This is a genomic window from Rhodococcus sp. P4_E4, assembly GCF_056401575.1.
Genome location: NZ_JBFUJB010000035.1, coordinates 17,656 through 30,512, shown reverse-complemented (window position 1 = coordinate 30,512; position 12,857 = coordinate 17,656). Strand labels below are relative to the sequence as shown.

At 57.7% G+C, this 12,857-nt stretch carries 9 protein-coding genes; 6 read left to right on the top strand and 3 right to left on the bottom strand.

Going from position 1 to position 12,857, the window contains the following annotated elements:
• The coding region (locus tag AC1DVN_RS29680) for a carbonic anhydrase (RefSeq protein ID WP_477994690.1) at positions 1-480 on the top strand (480 nt) is incomplete at its 5' end.
• 965 nt (positions 481-1,445) lie between these two features.
• On the opposite strand, the gene AC1DVN_RS29675 is transcribed toward AC1DVN_RS29680, so the two are convergent.
• Positions 1,446-2,084: a TetR/AcrR family transcriptional regulator gene (locus AC1DVN_RS29675; RefSeq protein ID WP_477847661.1), complete on the bottom strand. Its 639-nt coding sequence runs from the start codon at positions 2,082-2,084 to the stop codon at positions 1,446-1,448.
• Between the two features lie 125 nt (positions 2,085-2,209).
• Between AC1DVN_RS29675 and AC1DVN_RS29670 the strand changes: the two genes are divergently transcribed.
• The 5 genes from AC1DVN_RS29670 (at position 2,210) to AC1DVN_RS29650 (ending at position 10,341) form a co-directional block, all read left to right on the top strand.
• A complete protein-coding gene (locus AC1DVN_RS29670; RefSeq protein ID WP_477847663.1) occupies positions 2,210-3,031 on the top strand; it encodes an SDR family NAD(P)-dependent oxidoreductase in 822 nt (273 codons plus the stop codon).
• Between the two features lie 1,683 nt (positions 3,032-4,714).
• Positions 4,715-6,217: an aldehyde dehydrogenase family protein gene (locus AC1DVN_RS29665; RefSeq protein WP_446837043.1), complete on the top strand. Its 1,503-nt coding sequence runs from the start codon at positions 4,715-4,717 to the stop codon at positions 6,215-6,217.
• A gap of 115 nt (positions 6,218-6,332) precedes the next feature.
• Complete coding sequence (locus tag AC1DVN_RS29660) at positions 6,333-7,472, top strand: NDMA-dependent alcohol dehydrogenase (RefSeq protein ID WP_477994688.1); 1,140 nt, start codon at positions 6,333-6,335, stop codon at positions 7,470-7,472.
• A 103-nt stretch (positions 7,473-7,575) separates the two neighbouring features.
• Positions 7,576-8,943, top strand: coding sequence for an MFS transporter (locus tag AC1DVN_RS29655; RefSeq protein WP_477994686.1), 1,368 nt, complete (start codon positions 7,576-7,578; stop codon positions 8,941-8,943).
• 750 nt (positions 8,944-9,693) lie between these two features.
• On the top strand, positions 9,694-10,341 hold the full coding sequence (locus AC1DVN_RS29650; RefSeq protein WP_477994684.1) for a TetR/AcrR family transcriptional regulator: 648 nt from the start codon (positions 9,694-9,696) through the stop codon (positions 10,339-10,341).
• A gap of 1,152 nt (positions 10,342-11,493) precedes the next feature.
• Here AC1DVN_RS29650 and AC1DVN_RS29645 read toward each other — a convergent pair.
• Positions 11,494-11,922: a GlcG/HbpS family heme-binding protein gene (locus AC1DVN_RS29645; RefSeq protein WP_477847672.1), complete on the bottom strand. Its 429-nt coding sequence runs from the start codon at positions 11,920-11,922 to the stop codon at positions 11,494-11,496.
• Positions 11,923-12,028: 106 nt separating this feature from the next.
• The gene (locus AC1DVN_RS29640; RefSeq protein WP_477847674.1) at positions 12,029-12,823 is read right to left on the bottom strand and encodes a citryl-CoA lyase; all 795 of its coding nucleotides are present in this window, start codon (positions 12,821-12,823) and stop codon (positions 12,029-12,031) included.
• Positions 12,824-12,857 lie beyond the last annotated feature (34 nt).

Here is a 12,857-nt window from a genome sequence, read left to right as displayed (position 1 = left end):
ATCACGAGCAGTGGCCCAGGTGACCTGTTCACTGTGCGCAACGTCGGAAACTTGGTTCCTGCCGGCGGCCGCGATACGTCGGTGGAAGCGGCACTGGCCTTCGGGATCGACGAGTTGGGTGTCAGTTCGGTGATCGTGTGCGGACATTCGGGCTGCGGCGGAATGCAAGCACTCCTGACGAACAGTTCGTCGGAAGCGGGAGTTGTCGGGGAATGGCTGCGGCATGCGGAGACGAGTCTGCAGGCATATACGAGTGGCCATCCGGTCGCGCGTGCTGCGGCCGAGGCAGGTTTCTCGGAGGTCGATCAGCTCGGAATGGTCAACGTTGCAGTCCAATTGCAGACTCTCGAACGCCATCCTCTGGTCGGTCAGGCCCGCGTGGACGGTCGCCTCCATATCGCCGGACTGTTCTTCGACATCGGCTCGGCTCGGGTCATCGAAGTGACAGCGTCAGGGATCGGCGAGTTGATCGAGACCTGAAGGCGCTATTCGGGTCCGGGCTGATCCCTGAGTTCGACCAGGCACGGAAAAACTGAAGGCACTGAAATCATGAATTAGATATTCCCAACACATGCCAAATCGGTTTGACAATCTGCCATCAAAGCTCTTTCCCGACAACCGCAACGCTAGCTCGCCCGACTCGGAGCGAAGGTAATCGTTCAGCACCCCTGCCACTACTCGCCGACCGCGAAGGGGAACGCGTCTGTCCCGAGCGAACGCGTGGACTGATCAAGTCTTCGACTTCAACGTCAACAGAGCAGGTCGGCCGCGGCCGCCTCGTCGCCAATCCGGAAGGGAGCAGTCCAACAAAGGACAAAGACAGGGTACGCGCGGCACGCTCGACCCCATGTTTGCGATGTAGATACGCGTATTCTGTACGTTCGGCCACAACTGACGTTGGACCAAATCGATTGTGATGCAACGAATTCAACTGACGATTTACGCCACGGGGATCCGAACACCGCCTTGGCGCACCACCGCCCTGACGACATCCGACTTCTCATCGATATCGACGAGATTAACTATTTCAGCGCAGAGGACTTCGCCCACGACCCCTGAAAGTGGATGAGCCGAACTACTTCGTGATGAGCTCGACCTTCGATCATGAAGATGCCTACTTCACTACATCGGCGATGTGTCTTCGAGGCAGTCCGTAGTTGTGCCTGGACGCAAGGTTATGCAATGCCCAGTGTGAGCGCTCGGTTATCTCAAAGACGAGCGCGAGAACTCTATTCTGTGACGGTTCCCGCAGCATCTGAATACGCGGGCGCGAAAAAGTCGAGACCCGAGCCACCACCCCATAGTATCCACCGGCGGCGTCGGGCTGACTCCACTCGCCTGATACATAGGCGTCGACAACCATCGGCAGAAGCATGCTGCGCAACCAACCTCCAGGCCCAAGACTCGATACATATTCGAGCCTTTCTTGCCACGGCAAGTTTAGGTCAACTCGTCGACCACTGATCCGAGACCACCTCGAGCAGAATCTCTCTCGTCCGGGGCCAGTCGACGACTTTGCGCGGCCCAAAATCCAGCGAAGCCAAAACGGCCAATCCACGCATAGTTGCCACGCACGCGAGAATCCAATCGGCAAAGTCGGATCTATCAGAAAGCTCCGGCAGGATCCGCGCAGTCATGGCGATCGTCAGCTCGTGCGCATTCTTGACACCGCCAGCCACGCTCCGATTCAACTCGGTGTCAGTTCGCGCAGCAACGATTAACTCGGTGATCACATGAGCGATGGGGAGATTATGCATCTGCCACAGAGCGTCGAGAACCGCCGAGCAACGCTCCGGCCCCCCCACGGGAAGAGCTATAGACTGTTGTACCGCTTTCTCATATAGCTGAGCTGTCAGTGTCAGCAACGCACTCTCCACCAGTGCGGTCTTGGTTGGAAAATGATGCTGCAGGGCGCCTTGGCTGACCCCCGCGCGCCTCGCAACCTCCCGCACCGAAGTGCCCGCGTACCCGTGTTTTTCCATCGCCGAGACCGCCGCATTCAGAATCGCCTCCCGCACCTCAAAGACACTTCCGCCAGTCCTTGCGCCTGCCGTCGTCGTTTCTGCTCTATGCGCCTTCACCATCACTCCATCATGTCAGCACACCCACACTGACAAGTCACTGACTTGACAGTCGTCATGTGGTCGACTTGACTCCAAGTCACCGACTTGCCGCTCAGGCACAGTCCAGGCCGGCACAAGGAGTCGTGGTGGTTGATCAGATGACAGGCAAAGTTGTCCTCATTACAGGTGCAGGCCAAGGCATCGGCGCCGATGCAGCATGCAGACTGATCGCTCGCGGGGCCCAGGTGGCGCTCGTCGACCAGGTCGCCGACACGGTGAACCAACTCGCCCTTAAACTGGGCCCCGACGCGAGAGCGTTCGTGGCGGATGTGACCGATGAGATTCAAATCAATTGCGCCGTCGAGGCGGCTCGACGGCACTTTGGTCGATTGGATGCCGTCGTCGCTAACGCCGGAGTTATGGATCCCTCAGCCACAGTGGCCGAGTCAAACTCGGCGCAGTTCAAGCGAATACTCGATGTGAACGTTCTCGGCGTCTTCCACACCGTGCACGCGGCACTTCCGCATCTAACCGAGTCCAACGGCTACATTCTTTGTGTTTCCTCGATTGCGGGGCTCGTTCCAGTGCCAACCATCGCCTCGTATGCAGCGAGCAAGCACGCGGTCGACGGATTCGCCCGCAGCCTGCGCCTCGAAATGGCCACGTCGGGTATCGATGTCGGCGTCGCATACTTCGGCGTTATCGACACGCCCATGGCAAGTGACGCCATCGCACACGTATCCGACGTCTGGGCAGCAATGCCCAGCTTCATCGGGCGACCTACCTCCGTAGGAAAGGCGGGTCAGGCAATCGTCGACGGGATCAACCGCCGCTCATTGTCGGTAAGCGCGCCGAATTGGCTTGCCGGTGCCCTTTTCAGCACTCGCGCATCCGTCGGAATATACGAAAAGATCGTACGTCGGCACCCGGCAGTGAGAGCGTTGGTATCGAGACCGACCGAACCGTAGACGCGACGAGCGACGTCATGCCCGTTATCAGTGAAAACTCGATACATCCCAGCGTCAGGCAGTGGCGGACCCTCACTCGCCAATGTTGCTCACCGAGCACCGGGCCCGCTACCGTCCTCGAATTTCGAATTTGGCTCAGTCCCCGAAGTCGCGAGTCTGCCCGGAGGGAAGTCGCAATAACGCACGCCACTCCTGGCGTCAACCGACTGGCGATTGGCGACACCAACACCTCAACGCGGGAGTTGACAACGGATTTGCCTTCGAGTCCACTGCTGGGATCAGCAATCAGACCTATCGTGATTCCTCGTTCTGATCGTTATCGTCGACGATTGACGACGGATGTGGAGCATTCTGACGCATACGCATCGTGGAAGAACCCGGACGGGATTGTTTCGTCGTTGCAGTGCTTGCGACTCACCGAGCTCGCCACTCTATCGTTCTTCCTATTCGAATGCCATTGCTGCGCAGCCGATATGGAACATATTGACTCTTTCGGTTAGTTCGAACCGAGCCCAGAGAAGTCTCGACCGTCGAGAGCATCCAGACACGAGTAGCGCACCCTGAAGTCGATTAACTTGCGCGGACAATGCGGAACGAACGGCCAGCATCGAGAACTCCGTCCCGCAGGTTCCGAGAGCTAGAAGTCGAGTAGATTGAATCGCCTGGCTCGCAGAGGGTGCGCACAGAAGCTGTAAGTGCCCGGGTTTCACTGCCGTGCGGTAGCCATGACATGAGCGCTATTGCACAACCGCTTGATTCGGATGCCCAATATCGTTGGCGGTCGTGTAGGACTGTGCGGCGGCACCCCGTACGCCCTCCGCCGGGCAGACAGACTCATCCTCTGGCGATCGCGGGACCGGCACCGGCACCGGAGCGTGTTGATAGCCCATCAAGCCACGTTTCTTGGAATAGCCTTTCGGTCCCCCGCTCCACAACTGTCGTGCGCCTGGTTGATTGCCTTCGACGGACCGACACTCCCACGCCGGCGAAACAATCGAATGCCCTCAGCAATAGCCAGAGTCGGTCGGCGATCACCCGCGTTGTGCAATCCAGCCGCTAGTATATTAGTGGCACACGTCAGCCATCCTGGAAGCCAACGTGTTTCAAAGAATCGGATGCATGCCCAAGAAACTCCGATGGCTCCGAATCGCTCGCGATTTGCGTCAGCAATCAGCGTCCCACAGCCTGGAGCACCACGACCCGACTCTAACAATGAGCGGAGCATGGCGGCCCAGCGAACAGTCGTATGCACCGAAGCGCGCCAGCAATCCATGACTGAAAATAATCACGGGGATCGAACGTCGAATCGGCGCCCCCCTGTGCCCAGGCGCTCGCAACCTCGACCCGCTCCAACAGTCCCATTGTCATCGAGCCTCTATTCCCCTGACGCGGAAAGTTCCCGACACGGCAGCTCGCCATTAACGCGCCGTCGATCAGCTAGCGAATCCTGAGCGCCCTTGACGCAGAGAAGACCAGCTAGTAGAAATAGTGAAATCACATTTACTTGTGATGTTCGCCACGCTTCAATCGAAGGGTCGGGACTTCACTACCAGCGCGCCAGATATGAATATCCGCGCCCGGCCACAACACCGAGAACGAAGCATGCAGTGCGCCATACATCGCATCGTCAGATCACGAATCAGACGCAGTCCCTTGGGAACCCGCGCAGAATGGAACACTCACATGACGATATTCAAAGAACCCGTGGGGACAGAAGTTGGACTCGCGGAGCGCTACCAGCCGCTGATTGGTGGTCGTTTCGCTTCAGCAACCACCGCGACCTTCGCTGCAACCAATCCTGCAACCGGCGAGCATCTCGCCGACGTCACGCGCGGGTCGAAAGAAGATATCGCCGAGGCCGTTGCCGCCGCCCGAGCAGCCTTCCCTGCCTGGTCTGTGACCCCGGTCGAGGAACGGTCGGCGATGTTGGTGCAACTCGCCGCCGCGATCGATGCCAACATTGACCGACTGGCCCTCATCGACTCCCTCGATATCGGCCGCCATCTCGGGGAAACAGTGATCGACCACGCTAGGGCCGCAGATCAGTACCGATTTTTCGCGGCCGCGGCGCTGACCCACACTGGCTGGAATCGCTCCGTTCCGAATGGCGTAGCAATCACTAAACGCGAGCCGATCGGCGTAGTCGGCCAGATCATCCCGTGGAACGCACCTGCGATTATGGCAGCCTTTAAGATGGCTCCCGCGCTCGCCGCCGGCAATACCGTCGTACTCAAACCCGACGAGAACGCCACACTGTCAACCCTCGAACTCGGCGCGATCATCAGTGACATCTTCCCTCCGGGCGTTGTCAACATCGTCCCAGGTCTGGGAGAGGAAGCCGGTGTGGCGCTCACGGCGCACCCAGACGTGAAAAAGCTCGCTTTCACCGGAAGTACCGAAGTCGGGCGCGTGGTGGCTCGAGCCGGTGCGGACCGATTGGTCCCAGTTTCACTCGAACTGGGGGGGAAGAGCCCCAACATCGTTTTCCCCGACGTCACCGACTTCGACGCAATCGTCGACAATGTGGCGTTCGCGGTTGCGCACAACAACGGCCAATCGTGTCTCGCCGGTACCCGATTATTCGTGCATGACGACATTTTCGACACCTTCGTGCCGAAGCTTGTCGCCGGATTCGAGCGCATTGTTGTCGGCGCGCCGCTCGACCCAGCCACGGTGGTGAGCTGCTTGGTGTCCTCCGAACAAGGCGAACGGGTACTGAGATACGTCGAAATCGGCAAGGGCGAAAGTGCGGAACTCTTGATCGGCGGCGAACGGGCGGTCGTGCCTGGCAACGAGTTCGGCTACTTCGTCAAGCCTACAATCTTCGTCACCGACAATTCCTCGAGGATCGCCCAGGAGGAGATCTTCGGCCCGGTGTTGTCGGTGATCCGGTGGAACGACCACGACACCATGGTGCGGGAAGCCAACGGGGTGCGCTATGGGCTCGCGGCGGGTCTTTACACCAGCAACATCGGGAACGCGATGAAAACCGCCGATGCTCTCGAAGCTGGCTCAGTATGGATTAACAAGTACTTCAACATGATCGATGGATCCCCATTCGGGGGACACAAGGAAAGCGGCATCGGCAGCGAATACTGTGCCGAAACGCTCAACATGTATACCCATCTCAAGTCGATCACGTTGGTCAACGACCCCTCCCCCGCCTTCTTCATCCGAACTGACTGACGGCGGATAGACGAAGTTCGGCAGTAATCACGTGTTACCGGTCGAGCAACGAATGGCCGTTTGCTCCGCCATACATAAGAACCCAACTCGACCATCAGAGCTCAAGGAGAGAAACATGAAAACCACAGCCGCGGTCCTGCTCGAGGCCGGCAAACCGTTCGAAATCATGGAGCTGGACCTCGACGGACCCGGTCCCGGTGAGGTACTCATCAAATACGTCGCCGCCGGGTTGTGCCACTCCGACCTGCATCTCAGTGACGGCGGTCTAAAACCGCGCTTTCCTATCGTCGCCGGGCATGAAGGGTCGGGAATCATCGAAGAGGTCGGACCCGGAGTCACAAGGGTCAAACCCGGCGATCACGTGGTGTGCAGCTTCATTCCGAACTGCGGCACGTGTCGGTACTGCGCCACCGGCCGTCAGAGCCTCTGCGACATGGGTGCCACGATCATGGAGGGCTGCATGCCCGACGGGTCATTCAAGTTTCATTCCGGCGGAATAGATTTCGGCGCATCATGCATGCTAGGCACTTTCGCGGAACGGGCAACTATCTCCCAGTACTCGGTGGTCAAAGTGGACGACTGGATACCGCTGGAAACGGCAGCGCTTGTCGGTTGCGGAGTTCCCACGGGGTGGGGAACAGCGGTATATACGGGCGGAGTCCGCACCGGCGACACCGTCGTTATCTACGGCATCGGCGGACTTGGTATCAATGCTGTCCAGGGCGCCGTCAGCGCTGGAGCGAAGCATGTCGTTGTAGTGGATCCGGTCGCATTCAAGCGTGAGACCGCCCTGAAATTCGGCGCCACCCACGCCTTCGCCGACGCTGTCAGCGCCTCCGAGAAGGTCAATGAGCTGACCTGGGGCCAGGGCGCAGACCAGGCTCTTATCCTCGTCGGTACGGTCGACGAGGATGTCGTCAGCGCGGCAACCGCCGTGATCGGCAAAGGTGGCACCGTGGTCATTACCGGGTTGGCCAATCCGGACAAGATGACCGTGCACCTGTCGGGTTGGGATCTGACGTTGCACGAGAAAACCATCAAGGGTTCGCTCTTCGGGTCGGCAAATCCGCAGTACGACATTGTCAAGTTGCTGCGCCTCTACGACACCGGCAATCTCAAACTCGACGAACTGGTTACTACGAGGTATCGCCTCGAAGACGTAAATCAGGGATACCAGGACATGCTGGACGGCAAGAACATTCGGGGACTGATCGTGCACGAACAAGCTCCACAAGCTGATCAAATCTCGACATAACGGCGACGGAGAACAACCCATAGGCGCCGTCTCCACAACCCTATGAGCACGCGACGGGCTGCTGCGTTCTCATCCCCGAGAGAAAAGGCAAACGTACATGACGATGGAATCCACATCCGCGTTAGCTCGCAGCAGCCGAGTCCGCCGGGGAATGACGATTTCGGCATTCTCCCTGATATTTCTGTGGTTGGTCTACGGCCTCGACTCGATCTCCCGCCAAATGATCTACATGGTGCTTCCGTCAATCACCGAGGAGTTCGACCTCAGTCCCAGCTCGGCGGGATTGGTCACCACGCTGATCATGATGTCGACCACCCTGATCTGCGTCCCGGCGATGGTTTGGGCAGACAAGGGCGGGCACGGTTGGCGACGCAAATACCGTCATCTCCCCATCCTGATCGGTTACACCATATTCACCTTCCTCACTGGCTTCGATATTCTGACTGCGTCACTTGGCGGTCTTATCGTTCTGCAGGTCCTCTCGCACGCGATCGGCGGGGCGGGTGAGGCGATCGAGGTCGCCTCCGCTGGCGAGTGGTGGTCCAAAGAACGTCGGGGCATGGCACTGGGAATTCATCACACCGGCTACCCATGGGGAACACTGATTGGCGGGTTTGCTGTCAGCGCGATTCTGGCCCACTACGGATCCGACAATTGGCGCGTCGTGTTCCTCTACTTCCCCATCCCCGTGGCGATCGCCTTCACCATCTATTGGTGGTTCGCCACCAAACGGCGTTACGAAGCGGTCATCGACGGTATCGCCGCTGCCGACCAAACCCCTCCCTTTGTCACCGAAAGCGAAGCTGCGCAGGCGATCACGCCTCGAGAGGCGTTGCGCAACCCGAATATCGGAGTCATCGCTGCAGTCTCGATGTTGGCGATCGTTGGATATCTCGGCCTCAGCTTTTGGCTGCCACAGTACTTAGCCTTTGTTGCAAACTTCAGTTTCGCGGAAGTCGCAGCCTACAGCGTATTGTTCACGATCACCGGCGGCTTGGGCCAGATCGCCTGGGGTGCGATCTCGGATCGAATCGGACGCAAACTGTCCCTGATGATCGTCCTTGGATGGATTGGAGTGGACATGTTGTTGTTCCAGTTCGTCGACCAAGGATTGGGAACGCTCATTGCTATTCAACTGTTCGCCGGATTCGCGATGAACGCTCCGTACACACTGGTGTACGCCATTGCATTCGATTCGGCAGGAAATGGCTCCACAGGTGTGGCGAGTTCAATCGTCAATATCGGAATCTACGCCGGCGGATTCAGCCCCTACGTCATCGGCTGGCTGATCGGAATGGGCGGCGGATTCGATTCGCCGGTCGGCTATAACAACGCCCTCTATTTCCTGGCAGGTCTGATGCTCATCGCTTTGATACTCACCGCACTCTTCACCCGTGAAACCGTCGGTTGGTACCTAAAACACGACAAGATGGCTTTGGTATCCCGAGCCTCCTGCGGACTCAGCGACTGACTACTCACTGCGTTGACGGTACCGCGCCCGGCAGATCCTGGTTACGATGTCCAACTAAGCGAACAAGACGGCGCCATCGCTTACTTCGGGGGCTCTCAGACTGTGGCATGACGTCGTATAGGCAAGACTGTGTGGGTCTCGCCTATACGACAGTTTTTTCGGGCCGCTTTGTGGTTCATTGTCGATCGATGAAGTGGCGGCACGTGTGCGAAGCTCTTCGGATTCGGATGCCATCTGGCGGCGCGTATTGGGCGGTGGTCGATGATGCCTACGAGGTGAAGTCGACCCGCGGACAAGAGCTATCTGCGGGAGCTGCGGTTCGGGCGCGAGCGAGCGGAGTCGACGACCAAGGCGTATGCCGAAAGCATCTCACTGTTCTTGCGCTGGGCCGATCGAGCTCGACGTCAATGACGCACGGCGGCAGGAGATATCGGCGTGTTCATCGCGGGATTGAAGTACATGCGCAGGGACGGCCTTTCGATGGTGGCGGTGCGGATGTGGAACCGGTTTGGAGAAGCGCCGGTGTTGGGCTCACCGGCGTCTCGAAGAACGCGAAAAGAGGACTCTTGCCCTCACAGCCGCAGAGCAATCGCAAGTGGCGGGGACGGTTCAAAAAAGGGGATTCGTGGGGTTGGCGGACGATCGGCCAGGCGGGTCGCTTCACTACAAATGAAGCAAACTGCACTCGGGAGGCATCTTTGCTAGCATGAAAATGAAATCATAGTAGCGTTCTGGATGGAGGGGTGGCCAATGGCCGCATTCGTGGTCGATGTCTCGAAGTCAAGACCCAGGGCCGCACCGACCAAAAAGGGGCAACTCACCAGAGCCCGCATCATGGTCGCCGCCCGGGATGTTATTGCTGAGCGCGGATACTTCGGTGCAACGGTCGCGGAGATTGCCGAGCGCAGTTCGCTCTCGCTTGGGGCAATTTACCGGTATTTCGAGAATAAGGACACACTGTTCCTTGAGATCCTTGAAGAACTTGTGGAGGATCTTTACACCGCTGTTGATGGAAGCTGGATTAAGGGAGACAGGTTGGCTTCGCTGCGAGAATCATCGCGAAGATACCTGACAACGTACTACGAGAATCGCCACCTGATCGCCGGCCTGCTTGAAATGTCGGCCGCAGTACCTGAATGTGCACAATTGTGGTGGAATCTCAGGCAGAAAACATTTCGAAGAAAAGAAAAGTATCTAAGACGACACTTACCGACAATTCCGCTAAACCCAGATTATGCAGCCGTTGCGCTAGCCACAATGGTGGAGCAGATCGCCTACCATTGGTACGTCGAAACAGAGAGGCACGGCGGAGAAGCACCCACGATAGAGGAGGCAGCAGACACGGTAGGCCTTATCTGGTATCGCAGCATCTACGCTAACAAAGTAGAATGCCCTTAGTTCGGTTTACCGTCGAGAGGAAGATTTCGATACTCACTCATAATGACAGCGTTCGTAAATTTTTCGGTCGATATTCTCAAATAACCTCGCCAGAAGTGCTTCTGACGGCAATTCTCAACCAATAGATATGAATACTAGTTCTTATATTTAGCTACCACATACATCCTTTTCTCTGATTTCGCTTTGCCTAAGCGCAGCGAGGATTCGTGGCAGCGCGGAGACCCTCTCCTCAAATTGGGAACCGTATTGAGGTCCGACTAAATCCCGGGCAACCCCGCATGCAGATGCATTAGACTGACACAGCATCCCAGCCAAAACAGAAACAGGAACGTCCATCTCAGATAGACTGGTGACCCGTTTTTGAAGTTCTACGGTAAATGTTTCGCGAGAACCTGCTCGGCAGTTTACGCCGAGACAAACGACTGCGTCCACGGAGTTCTTCTGGCGATGAACTCCGTGATCTCGTCCGGCGAGACCTGCGGTCCCAGGCGCCAAACCGCTGGGAGCTGCACCTCTCATCTTCGTATGTATTCGAGTCTGACCCGCCAGTTCCCGGACCTTGCGGATCGTTCCGATCTCCCGACGTGTATCGCTCAGCCGCGAACTCCCCTGGGTGACACCGCATTTCTTCGGAGTCGACATCCAAGATCGCGTAGACGACCTCGCGATGACCTAAGGCTACGAGAGGCCGACCGGATCGGGGATCGTCGGCCGCGTCCGCCAACCCGTCTACGTCGTAGCGAGCACACCACGATTTGTCGGTTGCCGCGATACTAGATCAGTTTCCAAGATCGACATATTCGACTCCCATTGATGGACGAGTAAGAATATTAGTGCTCGCTGCGCCGCACCCGAGGAGAGCACCGATTCACAGTCGGCTGGCGACTCTATATTCAATGCTCACACAGTCCTACAAGATCAGACGCGCAATTCGCCTGTCTGCGGTATATCAAACCGCATTTTAAAGAACTACAGACGCGACTAATTAGGATTTGCAGTTGATTTCGTTTCTGCTTCAAAAAATCGACTGCGGATCCCTTAAACGCGGCGCACATTGTTCTCCGAAACCGAGGTTTCCAGATATTAGCACCCAGTCTGGAGTTCGCGTCAATTGGTCCTTCGTCGATGACGGCGGTCCGAAAGGTCTGAATCTCAATCAACTTGGGAAATTAGATGCCCGGCGGCTATCCCCTTCAAAGCAATTTCCTCATCGTTCTCCGAGGTATCCCCTGAGACGCCAATGGCACCGACTAGCGCCCCCCTTGTATCACGAATCAGCACACCTCCGGGGACAGGGATGAGTGCACCTCCGATTGCCGCTGCGGCAGCAGATACAAAGTGAGGTTGCTGTTCCGCACGAACCATCAGCGTTCTCGATCCCACTCCGAGCGCAAGCGCGCCGTATGCTTTTCCGTGAGCAATTTCGAACCGTTTCATAGACGCGCCGTCTTCACGTTCGGCCGCGACGAGGTGTCCTCCGGCGTCAAGTACCACGATGGCCAGCGGCTTGACTTCAGAACTTGCACTCGCCAAACGTGCACCGGAAATTATTGCGCGTGCTGTCTCAAGGTCGATTCCCATATATTGTTCCTTTTTCTCCAGCTGGCTGCATCAGAAAATCTACGTGCGGCCACTGTTACCTTTAGCGTCCGATGGTGCTCTTCCGGCAAAAACGAGCGCTCCCGAATTAGATTCGATTTCGCGTTTCCGCGCCGGGGGCGACGTACTCGGCATTGCTTTCTACCGAGTGATAGAGACGGCCTGCAATAGGGTGACGCATCTCTTCAGCGATGTGCCCCAGTAGACCCGCCGAGCGCGCGACCAGCGCAACGCCCCGGACGAGTGACGGAGGAATTCCCAGATCGACAAGGATCGCACCACAAACGCCCGCACCGTTGAGCGGCAGTGTCCGACCGAGAATTTCTGGGTGTGTTCGTCCAATCGCGGTGAGCAAGCGTAGGTGCGGACCGACGAGCCCTACTTCTTCGGCGAGGCTGTAGAGAACCGGAGTGCGGGGGTCGCCGTCTTTATGCAATGGATGACCTAAGCCTGGAACTGCGCGTTTTTTGCTCACTTGAGCACGTAGCAGTTCACTAGCTATTGCGTCAAAATCGGGATCGTTGCCGGCATCTGAGACACCGTCGTCGAGGAATATCGCGGCTTCTTCAATGACGCCGAGTAGTCTCGACCCACCGCCAAGCAGCCCGGCGGCCATCGCCCCTTGCACCGACTCCGGGGCGCTGTGCAGCGTCAGGCGGGTGGCAAGTGCCAGTGGGGTGAAACCGTGATCGGCGAGTGCGACCAAAACTGCGTTGAACAAACGGCTTTGTTCCGGTGTTGGAGGGTGCAAGGTCACCAGCCAGTAGGCCAGATCGCCGAAGTTCACGGTGCCCATCAAGTCGGTGGCAAGATCCTGACCGAGTAACCGAATGGAGTCTCGGTCAGACGTGCCAAGGCTGGTGAGATAGGGGTCGGTAGTCATGCTGTTCTCCTTGGAATTGAATCCGGTGGATGTG